This window comes from Bifidobacterium sp. (assembly GCF_022647885.1).
GTDB lineage: Bacteria > Actinomycetota > Actinomycetes > Actinomycetales > Bifidobacteriaceae > Bombiscardovia.
The window spans coordinates 1,012,621-1,033,105 of record NZ_JALCLM010000001.1 but is presented as its reverse complement, the minus strand read 5'-3'; the positions used below and the strand labels follow the sequence as shown (position 1 = coordinate 1,033,105).

Genomic DNA, 20,485 nt, shown 5'->3' with positions numbered 1-20,485 from the left:
ATGTTTACGCAAACAAACAAGTGTTTCAAAGCGAAAGGAAACTTTTTATGATTCGTGAAAGATCCAGTGAAAATGGCTCTAATCTTCATACACAGCAAGACAAGGTGAGCTCTCAAAATCTCTCACAGCCCGCGCCTGTGGCAACCGTCATACATACACCGGTTGCTGTGGCCGATATTCCCCAGCGTCTTTTTGGATCCTTCATCGAGCACATGGGGCGTGGTGTATATGGAGGTATATACGAACCGGAACACCCAAGCGCTGACGAATATGGATTTCGCCATGATGTCATTCAGCTAGTTAAGGAGCTGGGAGTCAACTGTGTTCGCTATCCCGGAGGCAATTTCGTCTCAAACTACAACTGGGAGGATGGAACCGGCCCTAAGGAGCATCGGCCCATTCGGCGAGATCTAGCATGGCACAGCACAGAAACGAATGAGGTCGGCATTGACGACTTCTACCGTTGGAGCCTACAAACAGATACAGAAATCATGCTGGCAGTCAACCTAGGAACGAGGGGTTTACACGCTTGCCTTGAAGAGTTGGAATATGTCAATGGAGCAGCCGGAACAACATTGGCCGATCGACGCATACGCAACGGCATTCCCAAAGCGATGGATGTCTCCATGTGGTGTTTGGGCAATGAGATGGACGGCCCTTGGCAAGTCGGCCATATGAGTGCCGAAGAATACGCAGCTGCCGTTGACAAGGTGGCACATGCCATGAAACTCGCCGAATCAGGGTTGCAACTCGTGGCCTGTGGATCTTCGAGTGCACATATGCCCAGCTTCGGACACTGGGAACGTACTGTGTTAGATAAGGCATATGAGAACCTGGATTTCATCTCCTGCCACGCCTACTACTATGATCGTGGAGCTTCCAGTTTCCAGGATTTTCTGCTCTCCTCCGAAGACATGACACAATTCATCAAAACAGTCGCCGAGATATGTGCCGACGTGAAAACAGAAAAGCACTCCGACCATGAAGTGGCTTTATCGTTCGACGAGTGGGGCGTATGGTATTCGGACATTTGGAACCGTCAGGAACAGGAATGGAAAGCCGAAGCGAAGGCCGGTCTTCATCATCAGCCATGGCCTCAGGCACCTCATCTGTTAGAGGATCGCTACACGGTCGCCGATGCCGTAGTGGAGGGTTCACTGATGATTACTTTGCTTAAGCATTGCGACCGTGTACGATCTGCATCTCGAGCACAACTAGTCAATGTCATCGCGCCCATTATGGCAGAGGCCAATGGGCAGGCTTGGAGGCAAAGTGTCTTTTATCCTTTTGCCGCGGCCGCAAACTTCGCCCGCGGAATTGCATACGCGCCTACCATCGAGGGTCCCCTGCTATCTACCCAAGACCTTGCTGTAACACCAGCTATTGATGCCGTAATTACGTGGGATGAGGAAGAGCATCAGGGACTAGTGCTCATCGTCAACCGCGATGAGCACCAGAGCCATACCGCCACTGTTGACTGCTCATTATTACCTGGTGTAGCGGATTCCTCCGTGATCATTGACTGCGCGCAAATGCTCCACGAGAACGACCCACTGATGTGCAATTCGCCAGAGGAAACCAGAGCGGTGGTTCCCCATCACGTAAATCTTCAAAACGCCATAAACGGCTGCATTACCATCGACATGCCTGAAATCTCGTGGATGGCGATTCAATTCCATACCTTGCAAGCATGACCCCACAATAAGATTTGGCAGGGTAATCGGATTCCTTCCGAAAACCCTGCCAGTCATCAACAGACAACACGTCCAGCATGCTGAGCTCTCAAGGGCCCACGATTCAGTGCTAATACTTCATCACCAGCAAACCATTCGCCTTCAGAGTGGCAGTAGAAGTCTCTTCGTGAACAGTAGCGCGCGAAGACACCAGAACTGTACCTTCCCTGCTGACAGTCACATCTTGATGAGTTCTGTTAAACAGGAACACGAAATGTTCTTGAGTATTCACATCAACTCGTTCAACACGCAACACACTGGCACTCGAGGATCCACCAGAAGCCGTGATATGCATATGGGACAGCAAATCTGGCAATGTTCTCGCCAAGCCTTCACGACCGAGTCTGCAACCCACATATGCCGCCAGACCTTCACCATAGACGTTGAGCGTTATAGCAGGAATACCACTCATTCCAGTCCACTCCTCCGCCTCGTACTGTGCCAGCACCTGTGCACTACCAGCAACCGAGGTGATTACATCGGCGAGATCATGCGCTACCGCACCATTGCTGAGATTGAGATGGTCCAACACCCCTGAAACATCGGTGCCGAGAGGTGCGAAATCCTCTGATCTCATACCAAGTACGTCGCGTATCGAGCCGGGATACCCTCCTAACCAGATATGGTCATCACCATCAGCAATCCCTGTGTAATACGTGGCAAACAACTTCCCGCCAGTAGCAACATAATCGTGCACACGTTTGGTGTTGCGTTCATCAAGCAGATATACGCTCGGCAACACTACAGCCTCATACGAGTCCCAGTCAGCCCTGATTGGGACCATGTCGGCGGTTATGCCGCAATCCGCCAACGCACGAAACCAGTCCAAGGGTTCGGTCCAGTGCCGGACTTGTTGTGTAGGCGTCGCAGTGTGTTCACTCGCCCACTCGCTTTCATAGTCATACACCACAGCGACTGATGACTTCACCACAGTGCTGGACGTTACACCTGCGCCACTAAGCACTTTCAGATTTTCCCCCAATTCACAAACCTCACGGAAATCCTGACTATGTTCACCCGCATGTGGCAACATCGCGGTATGGAATTTCTCCGCTCCCGATGACGACTGACGCCACTGGAAATAGCAGATAGCATTCGCCCCCATAGCCAGATGGACAAGGGAATCACGAATCAGTTGCCCCTGCTCTTTGCGGTAGTTAATGGTGCGCCAATTCACCGCACCCGTGGAATGCTCCATCAGGAACCAAGGACGCTTGCGTGCAATGCCATCCACAAGAGAGGAACTGTATGCAAGTTCGTCAAGATGCTGATCTCCTGGCACGAAGTAATGATCGTTGGATACGAAATCGACATCTTTGCCCCAAGCATCATAATCCAGCATGCTGTTACCTGCACTCACCATGAAATTGGTGGTCAGGGGAATATCAGGGGTAATTCGCTCCAGCGTATCTCGCTCTGCACGGAAGAACTCTTGTAATGCATCAGAAGAGAATCGTTTGAAATCGAGAAGTTTTCCCGGATTCATGAAATTACCCTCACCGATGAAACGAGGTGGGAGAATCTGCGAGAAATCCCCCATCTGTTGAGACCAGAATGAAGTTCCCCAGGCAGCATTAACAGATTCAATATCGCCATACCGCTTCTTACACCAAAGCTGAAATGCCTTCATAGCATCATCTGAGTAATCAAAACGATTGTGACATCCATATTCATTATTAACATGCCACGCCACGATATAAGGATTATCGCGATAGTGCTCAGCCATTTTCGTGCACAGTGCAAGCGCATATTCACGGAAGACTGGCGAAGTCGCTCTCCAATGCTGGCGTGCACCAGGCCAACATACATTCCCTCGTTCGTCACGCCAGAGCACCTCAGGATGCGCTTGAGTTAACCACATTGGAGGAGAAGCTGTTGCACTGGCAAGATCAACGGCAATACCCGCAGTACCTAGCTTTTCGATAATGCGATCAAGCCAGTCAAAGTCCCAGGTGTCCTCAGATGGTTGCAGCTTTGCCCACGAGAAGATTCCCAGGGATACAAGATTGACTCCTGCCTTGCGCATCAGAGCCACGTCCTCATCCCATATTTCCTCTGGCCATTGCTCGGGATTGTAATCTCCCCCGTACCAGATTTCCTGGCTGTTGCCCTGCAGTGGGTGCGGCCATCTGAATTCTCTGCGTTCAGTCATTGAAACTCCGATTCTTGTACCTCACGCACAATCTGGCATGCATGATATACCTTGCTATTAGTGATTATGGCCCTTTCTGAGCCTGTTGAGCTCCCCCTCATACCTGATGCGTCTGTACATCCATCAATGCCGAATCCAACGAAGATTACAGACCTATCTCAATACCAGAGGGGGGTCGCTTATTCTTTGACTGCGCCTGCTGCGAGGCCTGATTGCCAGTAGCGCTGTAGTAGCAGGAACGCGATAACCAGAGGAATAATGGTCACCAAGCTTCCAGTAACCACGAGATTCTGAATAGCCTGTCCTCCTGCAGTACTGGCCTGGTCTTTCCATTGATTCAAACCAATGGTTAGCGGATACCAATCTGCATCTTTAAGCATGATTAACGGCAGGAAGTAGTTATTCCATGTCGCCACAATAGTGAACAAGGCTGTGGTCACAATCCCTGGTGCTAACAAAGGCAAGCTCACCTGCCAGAATGTGCGGAACTCGCCAGCACCATCTACTCGTGCCGCTTCCAACAACTCTGTTGGTACAGCTTGCTCACTGAAAATCCACATCAAATACAAACCAAAAGGACTAATCAGACTCGGAATAATCATTGCCCACGGTGTATTGGTCAAGCCAAGCTTCGCGAACAGTAAAAACTGCGGCACTGCCAAGGCAATACCAGGCACACTGATAGCACCAATTACCACTACAAACACCGCTTTACGGCCCGGGAAACGGAACTTCGCCAAAGCATAGCCACCCATAATTGCCAACAACGTTGCACCACCAGCACCTACCAATACATACAACAGTGTGTTCAGCAGCCAGCGTCCAAAAATGCCATCCTGATATGTAAACACCAGAGACAAGTTATCCCACAAGGCAAACGAGTCGCCAAATCCCAAACCAAATGTTGACGTGAAATCTGCCTGTGTCTTGGTCGCGTTAATCAACAAGTACACAAAAGGAAATAGACAGTACACCGCGAACAAGGCACACACCAAGGTCAACAATGTAGAGCGTCGCGGATTTGCTGGATTCGAAAAACCAGAACGTCCAGCTCTGCGACGTTCTTCACGCTCATCGTGAGCGGTTCGTTTAGCTCGTTGACGTTCAGACTTAGACACAGCACTCATGGCATCCACCGCTGTTACGGGCTTCGTCTCTGCAACCACGACCGGAGAGATCGTATTCATTGATCCACTCACTTCATCTGCTCCTTCATACTGCGCAACTGCACGGCATAAGCAATAGCCATAGTGATGACAGCCATCACTATCGCCAACGCCGCCGCATAATTGGACTGATTACCAGAGAAACTCAAGTTGTAGGCATACATGTTTGGCGTGTAATACGTCGTCACAGCATTGCCTGGCACCATATTCTGCAGAATGCTCGGTTCGTTGAATAACTGAAAACTGCCAATAATACTGAAAATCACCGTAATCGCCAATGACCCCCTAAGTTCCGGCAGCTTAATCCTGCGCACAATCTGCCATTCACTAGCTCCATCAATTGCCGCAGCCTCATATAAAGAATGAGGGATTGTTGAGAGACTCGAATAGAAAATCAACATGTTATAGCCCGTGAACTCCCACGTCACAATGTTGCCAATCGCAGCCAACAACACCGAAGGAGCCAATACATCTAGATTGGTACCCAACACGTCGTTAAGCGAACCAACCAACCCATACTTTGATCCGTACACAAAACCCCAAATTAACGTGGATACCACTGCCGGCACCGCATAAGGCAGAAAAGTAGAAATACGGAAGAACTTTGAACCGTGTAATTTCATGCTGTCAAGTGCCAGAGCCAACGCAGCCGCCAAAAACAACATCACCGGCACCTGCACTACCGTGAACAGTGCCACTCTACGCACACTATCCCAGAACTGCGTATCGCCCAGTAAACGACCATAATTTGCTAAGCCTACGAACACCGTTCCACCAATCATTTTCTTTTGGAAGAACGAAATCCACACCGCATACACAATCGGCACGATAAACACAAACACGAATACCACAGCGAAAGGCAGCATAAACTTCCAACCACGCCAATCATGACGTCGACCACCACCACGAGCAGAGCCTGGCAACTCCGACCCCCGAATCACTGGCACACTAGGCGCAACCATAACAACCACTCTCCTTCGAATGGGGCCCGACAAGCTATTTTCCATGGCATCTGTGGGCACAACAGTTCATTTCACGTAAATGTTTACGCAACCATTTGTATTCTACACATGTTTTTTTGATTGCGCCACCATTACATATCTCTAAATCGCACGAAAGTTAATGAAGTAGGGTATACAGGAGGAATGGCAGGCAAACGCACACGATGGGCATCCATGCAAGACGTCGCCCAAGAAGCAGGCGTCTCTCCTCAAACCGTTTCTCGCGTATCCAATGGCAGTCAGGCTGTACGCCCCGAAACGCGCAAACGTGTTAAGGAGGCAATGCAGAAACTAGGATATCGTCCAAATTTTGCTGGACGCGCATTGAAACATGGCCGTTTCAAAGATATTGGCGTTGCCATGTTCAATATGAACACCTATGGCAATATGCGCATCTTGGAAGGCATCAGCACCTGCGCAGCGGCAAAGGGATATGCCACCACAGTGTTGACCATGCAAACTACAGATGAGCATCCTCTACGGCACGCCATTGAACAGATGAAGCAATTTCCTGTCGATGGTGTGATTGTCATCCTAGAACAACGCGTAGCAGATTTCACTGATTTCATACCTCCCAGGGATTTACCTGTAATCATGGTGACAGAGGGACCATCAAATCACTGCCCTACCATTGACGACGACCAGTATGGATGTGCAGCTTCGGCTAGCGAATACTTACTGAGCAAAGGACATCGGACCGTTTATCACATATCAGGACCTCAGCATTCACAGGCTGCCGTCAGCCGCGCACGAGGTTGGAAAGATACCCTCATGCAGCAGGGTTTAGCAGTTCCTGATGCTTTTATAGGCGACTGGAACGCCGACAGTGGATACGATGCAGGGCGACTCTTCGCCGCCGATCCACAATGCACGGCTATTTTTGCAGCAAACGACCAGATGGCATACGGTGCCATTCAAGGCATTGAAAGCACGGGTAAACATGTGCCCGATGACATCAGTGTCATAGGTGTCGACGATTCCTTACACGGCACTGTTCCACGGTTATCTCTGACCACTATGCGTATGCATTTCTCTGAAATCGCACAAAGTGCTTTCTCAATGGTTCTACGTGCATGCGAAGGTGACTCTCCATCCGTTGGCGTGAAAACTGTGATTCCTGCAGAACTCATAGAACGTTCCTCTGTTCGCGATTTGAACGAATAAAGCTACATTCACGAGTGTGCATTCGCATATATCAGGAGTTCCATGTTTGGCGTGTCATGTATGAGAGTGCACACTCGCGAAATTATCTGCAGGAGCTTGAGGCAAGCAGAGCAGGGGTGAAAACAAAAGACGTCAGTCGTGCGTCCCAATAGCATCATCCGACACCTGCAAAGGTATCTGGGATGTGAATCTGTGCAATAGCCCGCTATATGGATCTTTGAACTCTAGACTTCGCGCCACAAGCTGAAGAGGCTGCGAGAAATCATCCGTCGCCCTCATATTCAGCGTCGGATACAAATCATCACCGAGTATCGGCAATCCGAGGGCACTCATATGCACCCTGAGCTGGTGAGTTTTGCCACTGTATGGATGGAGTTGGTACACGCGCAACAACCGCGTTGCTGCTCGCTTGCCAAACATTGCCAGGGCATCTTCATTGACTGCCAACACAGCTTGCTGATTGCAACTTATAGCAATCACTGTCCTGCTATTTGCCTCACCAGCAGACTCATAAGCCTGAATAATCCCACGATCTTTGTCTATATGTGAAATGCGTTCCATCGGAAATAGTGAAGGCCTGTTGAGCTGCACGTTGACACCGAATCGTGTCGATATTAGCACTCTTGCAGGAGCGATACACTCGTAAGTTTTTCTCACTGCTCTCCGCTGGAATAACATTTGATATGCACCCCTAGCTGAGGGCTCTTTCACAAATACCACTATGCCCGCTGTTGAACGATCCAAGCGGTGAGCTGGAGTGATATCAGCATTATGGTATTGCTCGCGCAATCGCATTAAAGCGCTGGAACGATACCACATACCTCTTGGCATGGTGGGAAGAAAATGAGGTTTATCGACAACAATAATGCGCTGATCCTCATACAACACCTGCATGTCAAAAGGGATATCCGGCTCTTCAAGCACCCAACGATGATGCTCGTTCGGCTGCGTGTGATCACTCAAGCAATCATCCCGCCTACTGAAAGTGTGTGCTCAGGCACGTGACACACCGGAAAAAACCGGCTACACGTGCCATGGTGCACACTTCCAGATTCCCTTTGCCACATCACTCAACAGTGACTGACTTTGCCAAATTACGAGGCTTGTCAATGTCATAGTGCTTAAGTTTCGCCATATCCATGGCAAACAGTTGCAAAGGCACCACATCAGTAAGAGGACTCAGCAGGGTTGAACATTCTGGGCGCCAGAAGATCACATCAGCATAATGCTCAACATCTGGATCTCCTACTTCAGCCACAGCAATTGTGAATGCACCTCGTGCTTTAACCTCTTCAATTGAAGAAATTACCTTATTGTGCAAGACGTCACGACCACGAGGGCTAGGAACAATCACCACCACCGGCTCTCCCTCATCAACAAGAGCTATAGGTCCATGCTTCAGTTCACCTGCTGCAAAACCCTCAGAGAAAGTGTAAGCAATCTCCTTGAGCTTGAGCGCGCCCTCCATAGCAACCGGATATCCCACATGCCGCCCTAGGAATAGGAAAGAATGAGCATCGAGCATCTGTTCCGCCGTCTGAGCAATTGTCTCAGCCTGATTGTCTAACACCCATTGAATTTTTTCAGGCATGGATTTGAGATTATCGACGATATGTCGAATCTCATCGCGATACATAGTGCCCTTAACTTGAGCCAAATACAAGCCAAGAATATACGAAGCGACAATCTGAGCTACAAAGGCTTTTGTGGAGGCGACTGCTATCTCAGGTCCAGCATGCGTGTATAGCACAGCATCAGATTCACGAGGAATAGTGGAACCTTGTGTGTTGCATATTGCCAGCACTCGTGATCCTTGCTCGCGAGCGTGACGCAGAGCCATCAAGGTATCCATGGTTTCGCCAGACTGCGAAATAGCCACAACAAGAGTGCGAGGCGTCAAAATCGGATCGCGGTAACGGAATTCATGCGCGAGCTCAATCTCCACAGGAATACGCACCCAGTGTTCGATTGCATACTTAGCTACCAAACCCGCATATGAGGCTGACCCACAAGCGATGACCACAATCTTGTCTATCGAGCGGAACACATCTTCGTCAATACGGACTTCGTCCAGATTCAAGTCTCCATCAACACTGAAACGACCAAGCAGAGTATCAGAAACCGCTACGGGCTCTTCATGGATCTCTTTATCCATGTATGAGTCCCAACCACCCTTTTCAGTTGCGGAAGCATCCCAGTCTACAGTGAAACGTTTTGGTTCAGCAACAGCATTACCTTCGAAATCCGTGACTTCGACACTGTTGGCACTAATGCAAACCGCTTCATCTTGTCCAAGTTCTAGAGCCTGCTTAGTGTATGCCACAAATGCTGCGACATCGGAACCCAGGAAATTCTCTCCCTCACCTAAGCCAACAACCAAAGGTGAGTCATGACGAGCTCCTACCACTATCTCGGGCTGTCGTGAATCTACTGCAAGAATGGTAAATGCGCCGGTCAGCATCCTTGCTACGCGCCGCAGAGCTCTGAATAAATCAGCTTTACCTTCTTGAGCAATAATCTCGTTAGCAACCTTACCGAGTAACTTAGCTGCAACTTCTGTATCTGTGGCAGAGGCGAAGGTATATCCCTCAGCTTGTAGATTGAATTTGAGTTGAGGAGCATTTTCAATGATGCCATTATGAATAACAGCAATGTGCCCGTCGCCACTCATATGCGGATGAGCATTCACATCCGTAGGAGCCCCATTGGTGGCCCAACGTGTGTGACCTATACCTGCCGTAGCCTGTGGCATTGGATGCCGAGCAAGATCCTCTTCGAGATTGTTCAGACGTCCTGACTTCTTGCGCCAAGCGACTTCATCCATACCCGGCGCGACTAGGGCCACACCAGCGGAGTCATAACCCCGATATTCCAAACGCTGAAGCCCCTGCATACACACTTCCAAAGGCTTACCGCAAGCACATCCTGACCCAGCATATCCAACGATTCCGCACATAGTCCACTAGTTTATGATCAACACAGACAATCCTTGATAAGAAGTACGCTTCTTATCCGAACCTCTACACCTGTGTAGATAACCAGCAGGATTCAATCACAGCACGGATTGCAAAAAGGCTGAGAATCGTTCAGTCTGAGGATGATCGATAATGTCAGGAGTACCGTGTTCCACCACAACTCCCCCATCCATGAACACCACCTGATCTGCAACCTCGCGCGCAAAGCCCATCTCATGAGTAACTACGACCATGGTGATACCTTCATGAGCAACCTGTCTCATAACTGATAGCACTTCTCCAACCAACTCTGGGTCTAATGCCGAGGTTGGTTCGTCAAAAAGCATGATTTTTGGATGCATAGCCAAGGCTCTAGCTATAGCTACCCGTTGCTGTTGCCCACCAGAAAGCTGAGCTGGGTAATAATTTGCACGATCAGCAAGACCAACGCGATCAAGTTCTGCTAATGCTTGCTCTTTTGCCTCTTTTTTGGGCACTCCTGCAACATGTACAGGAGCTTCCATAACATTCTCAACAGCAGTTTTGTGGGGAAATAAGTTAAAGCGCTGAAACACCATACCGATTGTGGAACGTTGCTGCGCAACCTCGCGGTCATCGAGCATTCTCAAGCCACCGTCGCTTAAACGCTTATATCCAATCAGCTCACCTTCAACAATGATTTCACCACCACTTCGAGTCTCAAGCTGGTTAATCATGCGTAGCAAGGTAGATTTGCCGGACCCAGAAGGTCCCAGAATCGCAGTGACAGTTCCCGGCATCACTTTCAAACTCACACCTTTAAGCACATGAAGTGATCCGAAAGCCTTATGAACATCCTTGATCTCAATGGCCGCTACAGCAGACATGGAATCGGATAGTTGTTGTGTACTCATGCGTTCAACCCCACCATCGTCGCCTGATTCACTTTATTGACTGCATCTTGTGGCTCTCCTGAAGTCTTGCCTGGCAAAGGAGGCTGTTTACCTTTGCTGCCCATTGCTCTAGCATCAAAACCCTTACCAAAGTGACGTTCGAGTCTGGACTGAGCAAACATCAATATTGTGGTGATGACGAGATACCAAATGCACGCTACAAGTAGCAGAGGAATCGGCTTATAAATTCGATTAGCAATGGCATTTGTTGCGAACTGTAGTTCCAGAGTGAATGGCACAGCTAATACCAGCGACGTTGTTTTCAACATCCCTATTGTTTCATTGCCGGTTGGCGGCACAATGATACGCATGGCTTGAGGAAGAATGATACGTCTCATAATCACTGAACGTCTCATACCCAATGCCGCAGCTGCTTCGGATTGACCTGTATCTACAGCTTCAATGCCGGCACGTACAATTTCGGACAGATAGGCAGCCTCATTAAGGCCAAGGCCAAGAACCGCTGCAGTTCCTGCCGAAATCAATGTTTTAGTATCAATACTCCAGAATTCAGGACCGAAGGGAATGCCGAGTGCCATTTTGGGAATCAACACTGCTAGTAATCCCCAGAACACCAATTGTGTGTACACAGGTGTACCGCGGAAGAACCAGATAAAGAACCAGCTCACTCCCCGCAAGACAGGGTTAGCAGATTTACGCATGATAGCCAGTACAACAGCAAGCACAGTCGCCAACAGCATGGCATACACCGTGAGTTGCAGCGTCCATCCAATGCCCGAAAGCACATTTTCGTTGAATAAGTACATCCAGACCGTAGGCCAGTCAAAATTTGGATTCGTGACCATTCCATGAACCAGCATCAGCGCGACGACTACCACTATAACCGCGGCTACATATGGTCCCGCCTTTCTGACGGGACGTGCAGATATCCTATTCGGTATATCCAATCCGTCAGGGTTGTCCTTCTTTGGCATATCACTCCTCCAAGCTTGATATCTGCTGCTGTGCAGACCACGAATCACATCACGTTACAGCTATGCGCTATATAAAAGGTGTTGCACCTGGTGCGTAATCCGACTTAAGCACTATAAGCCGAATGCTTCGAATTCGGCCAGATTGTTCAATAGTATATACACACGAAATACTTGAGTGAGAGCTGAGTTCTAAGCTCAGCGCCCACTCATCTGTGTTCTCACATCTGTGTTCTCACAGCTGTGCTCTACTCACTAACGGTTGGGTTAATCTCCGATGTCTCTATGGCACCACTCTGAGCTCCCCAGGACTTAAGAATTTTGCCGTAAGTGCCGTCGTCAATGAGCTTTTGTATAGCTTGTTGAATCGCTTCATCCATTTTGCTGTCGCCTTTTTTGATTGCTACAGCTTGAGGCGCAACACCTTGATCTTCACCAAGTGTTTGGAGCTTATCGCCAGTCTGTTCAATGGCATAACCAGTTACTGGGCTATCAGCGTACAAAGCATCAACCTTGCCTGTAACTAGAGCAGTGGTGACATCAGTCTGCTGCTTATACGACTGAATATCAATAGCCTTCTTACCATTAGTCGTGCATTCTTTACTGGTGGAGGTAGCTTCTTCCTCTTCCGTTGTCCCAGTCTGGACGCCTAATGTAATACCGCAAAGATCGTTGACGTCCACTTTCTGAGGATTACCCTTTTGAACGGCATAGGTCATGCCAGCTTTGAAATACGTTACAAAATCGACAGCTTCGCTACGTTCTTTGGTAACTGTGAAACTCGAAACACCAATATCATATTTAGTGCCAATGGATGGGATGATTGAATCGAAAGTCGCAGTCTGTGGATCTGCTGTCAGACCGAGCACCTTGGAAATAGCGTTGACTAAATCAACATCGTATCCAATCGGAGTTTTACCATCTGAGCCAAGGAATTCCGCTGGCGCATATGAGGTATCCATACCTACGGTGAGCTTGCCGTCCTGAGCAATATAGCTCGGCACCAGTGATGCGATGCTGTCATCTTTCGAGATGCCACTGACATCAAACGCTGAAGGAGTAGCTGCGGATCCTGAAGCACCAGCACTCGAATTATCTGAACTATCTGTGGTTCCACAAGCAGCCATAGACAACACCAAGGCGCTGCTAATCAAAGCAGTTGCCATACATTTCATTTTCCCAAATGTCATTTCTTCCCTCTCTGTAAATGTCCTTACAACATCGGACGCCCTCAACAGGGAGAGTAAAAGGCATATGTCACGAAGTCGTAAAGACACAAGGTAATTCGCTCAAGTCACCAAATCGGTTACACGTTCAATATGCGGTCATTCAGCGACAAAAGAAGCGAAAACTGTGCAATTCGATATGCCCAATACCTTGCAATAGCAGGATTTGTGCGTTGAGGCAGCAATCCTGCTGGTGTCACTACTCAGAGCGATTCAAATTCTTGTAACGCATCGCACGTTGCGCTTCTCGCTTATCTTGCTCTTCACGCAGAGATTGACGTTTATCGAACTCGCGTTTACCTCGAGCAAGTGCGATCTCAACTTTGACGCGTCCATCTTTGAAATACATGCTCAAAGGAATAATGGTGTAACCTTTGGCTTCAATTTGCCTAGAAAATTTAGCAATCTGTGCAGCATGAAGCAATAATTTGCGCTTGCGCTTAGGTGCATGGTTATTCCACGTACCATTCAGATACTCTGGAATATTAGCGCCCTCAAGCCACATTTCGCCACGACGATCTATGGTGACAAATGCCTCGGCCAATGATGCACGACCTTCTCGCAGAGATTTGACTTCTGTACCAGTCAACGCGATACCAGCCTCAAGGTGGTCCTCGATAGCATAGTCATGGCGAGCTCGACGATTATTCGCAATCGTAGCGATGCCCTGCTCTTTAGCCATCGTGTCCCTCCTTCTTTCCGAACTATTCTGATGCCTGCAAACACATCACCTTATGCCAATGTTGTTGGAATGCTCAGGCTCATATGCACGGCTAGAGGATAGCACATATAGCATTCTGTTGCTCCTCTCGCAGCAGCAATCCCCTTCATACAACAACATGAGACCCCGGCATTACACCAGGGTCTCATGTTGCGTTGGCTTTATACCAATATGCGCTTATACGTCACATACAGCTCAGTAATGTATGTACCAATACAGCCCTGGGTTATAAATCGTTCGTGACTGAACGTTTCCCATCAAGCTGGCTCCACTTTCAGAAACGATGATGGAATTCGAATTGACCTGTTCCACAATAGCTACGTGGCCATATTGTGCATTCGCACCTAGCTGCCCACCACGTAGAGAAATCGCAGCCCCCACATGCGGTGTGTGATTTACCAGATATCCCAAAGCACGAGCTGAGTTAGCCCAGTCTTGACCATTACCCAAATAGGACCCCACAGGAAGGTTAAGCTGTTGCCGCCTGATATATGCCCACCAAGTGCATTGACTCCATGGGTAAGCGTTACCGACATTACCTGTACGATGCCCATAGCAGTATGTTGCCCCGGGTGCACAACTTCCTGGAACCGAGTAATTCATACCAGAAGCACCGCTTGAGCTAGCACTTCCTGAACTAGAACTACTTGATTTTGAGCTGCTAGAGCTGCTGGAACTCGTGGATTTATTGGAGCTACTTGAGCTTCTTGAACTGGTATTTGAAGAGCTAGATGATGTAGTGCTAGCTGTAGCCTTTCGATATTGCCCTTGTGCTGAAGCAGCAGCTGCCGCAGCATTTGCAGCAGCTTGCTGCTGTTGTTTCTGCAGCTGGATGTTATAAGCGTCAATCTGGGCTTTCATCATCACTGCTTCGGCAGCTTCTTTGGCCGCCGAAGAAGTCAACTGGCTCTTCTGGGATTCCAAGGCGGTCTGTTGCGCGCTGCCCTCTTCGCGCAAAGTATTTAAGCTGGTCTGCTTTTCAGACGCGGCTGCTGAAGCTTGTTGCGCAGCAGCTGCTTGATCTGCGGTTTGCTGTTTAAGCACAGCAATCTGTTTTTCGATCGCTTCTAGTCTCTGCTTACGATTCATCGAGTCGCTTAATGTGGTCGCAGCATCATCAGCGGCTTCAGTTTCACTGCGCGTGACAGCAGCCTTTGACTGCATCTTGTCGACGAACTCGGTCGTAGTTTTAGTATTGGTCACTACTTCCATAACATCGGAAGCATCAGATCCATGGAAGCTACTGCGAGCAAGTTGCGCAACTGCTGCTTTGGCATCGTCGTAATCAGCACCAGTTTCTGCGATCTTTGTTTCGAGATCACTTTTATCTTTTTTAGCGGCGTCAAGGCGATCTGCCGTTGCATCGGCTTGTTGTTTGGCTGATTCAGCAGCATCAGCAGCTGCATCAGCTGCTTTCTGCGCTGCCGGTATCTGATTTTCTACCAAATCATTGAGTTGAAGGATTTTGTCTTGTAGCGCGCTACTAACGCCTGCAAGCTGCGTCTTGAGTGCATCACTTGAAGCCAGCTTTTGCTGATACTCGGAATAACTTGCAACTGCATGAGCCTGTTTAATGTTGGCGTTGCTCACTACAATACAGCCGGTAAGCGCCATTGCTGTGCATAGCAGCCCTGCACTGACAGCTTTGAAACGTGTTCTCTGCTTCATGAATCAGCCTTTCGAGTCACATGTAGGCATATATCGTACCCCAGCACTCTGAATCAGCCAAGGACACAAACTCATAATATGCATATTAAGCCTTCAAATATCTACGGAGCGAGAAGGCAGAAGCGATGCCAGACAGCGCCATAGCACCTATGATGAGCGCAGGTGCCAGTAGTATAACGGTGGTCTGATTGATGTACGGCATCCACGTAATGGATTTAGCCAACCAGTTGGTAACAAATGTGTTCACAATCACACTCAGAGCTGCAACTGAAAGCACAGATCCTATGAGAGAAGCGAACATACCTTCCAAGATAAATGGCAGACTGATAGTCCAATTTGAAGCACCGACAAGTCGCATAATTTCGGTCTCATTTTTTCGAGATGCAGCAGACATTCGAATCGTGGTCCCAGTAAGCATAATGGCGACTAAGACCATCACTGCTGCCAACACAACAGTAACGGCTGTGGCACGATTCAGTATGCTAAATACAGGATCAAATATTTGGCGTTGATCAACAACTTCTTCGACACCAGTTTTGCCAGATAATACCTCAGAAACCACTTGGTATTTTGTTGGATCAGTGAGTTTTAGTCTCAATGATGATTGCATATCCGCAGCGGTAAGAGTACGCCCTTCGTATACACCATTTGGATATTCTTTGAGGAAGATATTCTTATAAAAATCTTCCTGACTCATATAGGTGATTTTTGATACATCGTCAGCAAGCTCTGTGTGAATTAGATCCTCGACAGCAACAATTTCTGTCTGTGTAGGAGCCTTACCAGAAGCGCAGGTTGCAGATTGACTGGAACCATCAGGGCAAAGCCAAACAACCACCTCAACCTTGTCGTACCAATCACCCTTAGCTTTGGTAATTTGAGCCTGCATCAAGCCAGAAGCACCGATGAATAGGAATGAGATGAAGGTCACCAAGGTGACAGAGAGAATCATGGGGCCGTTGCGCTTCAGGCTCGTCCACGTTTCTGAAAGTATGAACCGGAATCTCATTTGCTATCCCCTTGTTCCTCTTCGCTGTCGTCTGGTGAAGTAGATTCTGAGAGACGCGACTTCGCACGCTGTGCTGGATCTTTTGCTACCTGAGGAGGCACAGGCGGTGCAGGTGCTGGCGCTGGCGCAGGCGCAGGTGAGCTGTTAGCGTCATCCTGCTTCTCAAGATGATCTGGCTCAACTGCTCCTGTTTGGGCCCCACTATCTTCGTGTTGCGCATCCAGCACTATGCCTTTGCCCCAAGTCAGTGTTGTTTCGACAGGTGCGAAGGCCTCACCATACCGGCCTTTTCGTCCTGAATGCACCGAGTTTGCCAAACGTGCTATGCCTTCATCACCTTGTCCACTAGATTCGATTGCTTGATCGACCGCAGCATTATTCTCTGCAGCATTATCAGCTTCAGCAGGCGCACCCGCAAGCTCTGGAGTAGGTGCAATCTCGTTAGCTTGTAGTGCGTGGGTCTCTATAGCACCACCCTGAATGGCATCCTGAGCCTTGGCTTCTACCTCTGCATCGGGGAAGAACTTAGCTGAATCATACGATCCGCGTGACTCATCGCGCACAATCTTGCCCGTATGCAGCTCAACTACACGTTTGCGCATAGAGTTGACGATTTCCTCATTATGAGTTGCCATCACAATAGTGGTACCAGTTCGGTTAATAGCTTCCAAAACCTCCATGATACCTAGCGAAGTTGTTGGATCAAGATTGCCAGTCGGCTCATCGGCCAACAATATTTGAGGGTGATTGACATATGCTCGTGCAATAGCCACACGCTGTGCCTCTCCACCTGAGAGTTCGTGCGGATAGTTGTTCTCTTTACCGGTCAATCCCACAGTCTTCAATACTTGAGGAACTAAGGATTTTATGGTGCTCCTTCTGGTGCCAATCACTTCAAGAGCAAAAGCCACATTTTGCCACACGGTTTTGTTGGCCAAGAGTTTGTAATCCTGAAACACAAAGCCAATACTCCGACGATACATCGGCACTTGACGGTTAGTGAGACGACGTAAATCGTTGCCCGCAACCCTAATCTCGCCTTCGGTGGCCTCCTCTTCATGGAGCAGCAGACTAAGTAAGGTCGTTTTTCCTGAACCAGAAGCACCTACAAGAAACACGAAATTCCCGCGGTCAATGTCGAGATTGACATCACTAAGAGCAGGACGAGAACCTTTCGGATACACCTTGCTGACATGCTCCAATGAAATAAGCGCCATGTCGTCTCCTATTCCTTCGCTTCGGCATCTTCGCGGCGCTGTTGGTGGCGCCACCGAATACCAGCATCAATGAATGCATCGATATCGCCGTCAAATACACCTTGTGTGTCTGAGGTTTCATAACCAGTGCGTAAATCTTTCACCATTTGGTAAGGATGCAGCACATAGGAACGCATTTGATCGCCCCAGCTAGCCTTAATATCCCCAGCAAGTTCCTTCTTACGCTTTGCTTCTTCTTCGTGGCGAAGCACCAGCAGACGAGATTGCAACACAGCCATAGCCGCTGCTCGGTTTTGTATCTGGCTGCGCTCATCCTGCATCGTTACCACAATATTTGTAGGAAGGTGGGTAATACGAACTGCGGAATACGTGGTATTCACACCCTGTCCACCAGGACCTGATGAGCAGTAGGTGTCGAGTCGAATATCCGAATCAGGAACATCAATATGATCGGTTGCTTCAACCAAAGGAATGACCTCAACAGCAGCAAAGCTGGTCTGCCTGCGACCTTGATTATCGAAGGGTGAAATACGAACCAGACGGTGAGTGCCCCCCTCCACCGATAAACGCCCGTATGCATATGGAGCTTGAACTTGGAATGTAGCGGATTTAATTCCTGCTTCTTCAGCATAAGAGGTATCCATAACAGTAGTTTTGTAACCGTGACGCTCTGACCAGCGCAAATACATCCTCATCAACATTTGCGCCCAGTCCGCTGCATCGACACCACCTGCACCGGAACGAATCGTGACCACAGCGGCACGTTCGTCATACTCGCCGTCAAGCAGGGTCTGAATTTCCATGTCGACGAGATCGCTTTTCAACTTCTCAGACTCCGCGGCTGCCTCATCAAGAGTATCTTGATCACTCTCCTCTTGGGCAAGCTCTACCAGCGTCTGCACATCGTCAAGCCGACGCTGCGCGGATTCGAGATGCCGCAATAAAGTCTGAGCAGCAGATAGCCTACTAGTAACCTTTTGCGCATTTTCCTGATCATCCCACAACCCAGGAGCGCTTGCTTCCTGTTCTAGCTGTGCGATTCTGCGGCGCAAATCATCCATATCAATCGCTTGCGCGATTGACTCGAAAATCGTGCGAGCCTCGTCTATTGTCTGCATTACTTCAAAATCTGCCATTGATACCACCATACCGTTTACGCTGCGAATGAGCGCGTTGAAAACTCTTCACATTACTTTGTGTGCACAAGAACACACTGTTGTCCGTCCCTCTATAAGCATTGTGACAGCTTAATGCTCAGGTGACGTTGTTGACATAGCTGTTGCAGATATCCACAAAATACAGCACTCGAACAACAATCGTTTTAAGGCCCGAATTGAGGGTATAAGAGTGCTACTGCTGGTCAAAAACCTGAGAACAATGCTGGAATAATGAGGCTAGCAAGCATGGCGGCAGCAATAATCGCGCAAACGGCGCGAGTAATGTTTCGGCGCCGACGCTCCGCGCGCATACGCTGCTTTTCATATTCACCCATAAGCGAATATGATACCCAGACCTGTAAACCTCATTCTCTGGGCTGGGTCTTACAGTGATGAATATCTGTACGAAAGGAATATCAATGACCGAATCACGAATAGCTTGGGGATGGGGTCTGGCAAGTATCGACAGTGCCGGCAATACTCTAGATGTCTGGTATCCAGCGCTGCACCTCGGCAAAGCCCCAATAGATGATGACCGTCCACAACACGAATTCGGTACTCTCGTAAAACAAGAGGCTGATGCACGTGGTGTGCGACGAGTTCCAGTATTTACTGAATCGGCCATTGATGCGCAGATTCAAAGCACAGCTGATGCATATCTGCGTCTACATCTCTTAAGTCTAAGAATGGCATTACCAAATACGCTGAATCTTGAGGGTATCTTTGGCGCTCTGAACAATGTAGTGTGGACGAATTATGGCCCCTTCGCGGTTGATGATTTTGCACAGCGCAAAATGGCTGTGTTAAGCACATTGGGCAACAATCAAGCTGATATTAATGTTCTCTCGATTGACAAATTCCCACGTATGGTGGACTACGTAGTTCCTACAGGTGTGCGTATCGGCAACGCTGATCGCATCAGATTAGGAGCATATTTAAGTGAGGGAACCACTGTAATGCATGAGGGCTTCGTCAACTTCAATGCTGGAACGCTCGGTACCTCTATGGTCGAAGGACGCGTTTCACAAGGAGTTGTGGTCGGCGATGGCTCAGACATTGGCGGCGGTGCTTCGATTATGGGCACACTTTCTGGCGGCGGTCAGCACCGCGTATCCATCGGTGAACATTCACTGCTCGGCGCAAACTCAGGCATAGGAATTTCGCTCGGTAACCACTGCGTCGTGGAAGCTGGCTTATATGTAACAGCAGGCACAAAAGTAACTATCTACGACAAAGCTAAAGTCGCAGCTCATGAAAGCTTAGACATTGTCAAAGGAGCGGAGCTCAGCGGCAAGGACCATATCCTCTTCATCCGTAATTCAGTGAGCGGAGCTATTGAAGCCAGAAGCCGCAATACTGGTATCGCTCTTAACGCCCAACTGCACGCCAACTGAGAATCATAAACGAGATAACTGCCTCAATGTGGGAGCAATTGCGCTAGCATGTCATACCC

General features: G+C 48.9%; 16 protein-coding genes. 3 read left to right on the top strand and 13 right to left on the bottom strand.

Annotated features, from left to right (window positions below; genetic code table 11):
• The first annotated feature begins 47 nt into the window (after positions 1-47).
• The gene (locus LKI20_RS04480; RefSeq protein ID WP_291770465.1) at positions 48-1,694 is read left to right on the top strand and encodes an alpha-N-arabinofuranosidase; all 1,647 of its coding nucleotides are present in this window, start codon (positions 48-50) and stop codon (positions 1,692-1,694) included.
• Positions 1,695-1,803: 109 nt separating this feature from the next.
• Here the strand turns inward: LKI20_RS04480 and LKI20_RS04475 are convergent, their stop codons facing one another.
• From LKI20_RS04475 to LKI20_RS04465, 3 genes are all read right to left on the bottom strand, one after another.
• Complete coding sequence (locus LKI20_RS04475) at positions 1,804-3,885, bottom strand: beta-galactosidase (RefSeq protein ID WP_291770464.1); 2,082 nt, start codon at positions 3,883-3,885, stop codon at positions 1,804-1,806.
• A 179-nt stretch (positions 3,886-4,064) separates the two neighbouring features.
• Complete coding sequence (locus tag LKI20_RS04470) at positions 4,065-5,012, bottom strand: carbohydrate ABC transporter permease (RefSeq protein WP_291773357.1); 948 nt, start codon at positions 5,010-5,012, stop codon at positions 4,065-4,067.
• 68 nt (positions 5,013-5,080) lie between these two features.
• A complete protein-coding gene (locus LKI20_RS04465; protein ID WP_366936167.1) occupies positions 5,081-6,013 on the bottom strand; it encodes a carbohydrate ABC transporter permease in 933 nt (310 codons plus the stop codon).
• Between the two features lie 213 nt (positions 6,014-6,226).
• Between LKI20_RS04465 and LKI20_RS04460 the strand changes: the two genes are divergently transcribed.
• The gene (locus LKI20_RS04460) at positions 6,227-7,216 is read left to right on the top strand and encodes a LacI family DNA-binding transcriptional regulator (protein ID WP_291773355.1); all 990 of its coding nucleotides are present in this window, start codon (positions 6,227-6,229) and stop codon (positions 7,214-7,216) included.
• A gap of 132 nt (positions 7,217-7,348) precedes the next feature.
• Here LKI20_RS04460 and LKI20_RS04455 read toward each other — a convergent pair whose 3' ends face one another.
• The 10 genes from LKI20_RS04455 to prfB all read right to left on the bottom strand — a co-directional run bounded on the left by LKI20_RS04455 (position 7,349) and on the right by prfB (position 19,011).
• Positions 7,349-8,140: a pseudouridine synthase gene (locus LKI20_RS04455; protein ID WP_291773352.1), complete on the bottom strand. Its 792-nt coding sequence runs from the start codon at positions 8,138-8,140 to the stop codon at positions 7,349-7,351.
• Between the two features lie 142 nt (positions 8,141-8,282).
• Positions 8,283-10,172, bottom strand: coding sequence for a glutamine--fructose-6-phosphate transaminase (isomerizing) (gene glmS, locus LKI20_RS04450; RefSeq protein ID WP_291770461.1), 1,890 nt, complete (start codon positions 10,170-10,172; stop codon positions 8,283-8,285).
• 96 nt (positions 10,173-10,268) lie between these two features.
• Positions 10,269-11,063, bottom strand: a complete 795-nt coding sequence (locus LKI20_RS04445) for an amino acid ABC transporter ATP-binding protein (protein WP_291770455.1) — start codon at positions 11,061-11,063, stop codon at positions 10,269-10,271.
• Positions 11,060-12,037: an amino acid ABC transporter permease gene (locus tag LKI20_RS04440; RefSeq protein ID WP_291770449.1), complete on the bottom strand. Its 978-nt coding sequence runs from the start codon at positions 12,035-12,037 to the stop codon at positions 11,060-11,062. Before LKI20_RS04440 ends, LKI20_RS04445 begins: the two co-directional genes overlap by 4 nt.
• A gap of 245 nt (positions 12,038-12,282) precedes the next feature.
• Entirely contained in the window at positions 12,283-13,209 is a 927-nt protein-coding gene (locus LKI20_RS04435; protein ID WP_434734935.1) for an ABC transporter substrate-binding protein, read from the bottom strand.
• A 250-nt stretch (positions 13,210-13,459) separates the two neighbouring features.
• On the bottom strand, positions 13,460-13,942 hold the full coding sequence (gene smpB, locus LKI20_RS04430; RefSeq protein WP_291770441.1) for an SsrA-binding protein SmpB: 483 nt from the start codon (positions 13,940-13,942) through the stop codon (positions 13,460-13,462).
• Between the two features lie 234 nt (positions 13,943-14,176).
• Positions 14,177-15,649, bottom strand: coding sequence for a CHAP domain-containing protein (locus LKI20_RS04425; protein WP_291770437.1), 1,473 nt, complete (start codon positions 15,647-15,649; stop codon positions 14,177-14,179).
• Positions 15,650-15,734: 85 nt separating this feature from the next.
• Positions 15,735-16,658, bottom strand: a complete 924-nt coding sequence (ftsX, locus tag LKI20_RS04420; RefSeq protein WP_291770434.1) for a permease-like cell division protein FtsX — start codon at positions 16,656-16,658, stop codon at positions 15,735-15,737.
• Positions 16,655-17,875 carry a cell division ATP-binding protein FtsE gene (gene ftsE, locus LKI20_RS04415; RefSeq protein WP_291770431.1) on the bottom strand — a complete coding sequence of 407 codons (1,221 nt, stop codon included), beginning with the start codon at positions 17,873-17,875 and terminating at the stop codon, positions 16,655-16,657. Before ftsE ends, ftsX begins: the two co-directional genes overlap by 4 nt.
• 8 nt (positions 17,876-17,883) lie before the next feature.
• Positions 17,884-19,011, bottom strand: a complete 1,128-nt coding sequence (gene prfB / locus LKI20_RS04410) for a peptide chain release factor 2 (protein WP_291770428.1) — start codon at positions 19,009-19,011, stop codon at positions 17,884-17,886.
• A gap of 440 nt (positions 19,012-19,451) precedes the next feature.
• Between prfB and dapD the strand changes: the two genes are divergently transcribed.
• Positions 19,452-20,426, top strand: coding sequence for a 2,3,4,5-tetrahydropyridine-2,6-dicarboxylate N-succinyltransferase (dapD, locus tag LKI20_RS04405; RefSeq protein ID WP_291770424.1), 975 nt, complete (start codon positions 19,452-19,454; stop codon positions 20,424-20,426).
• Positions 20,427-20,485 lie beyond the last annotated feature (59 nt).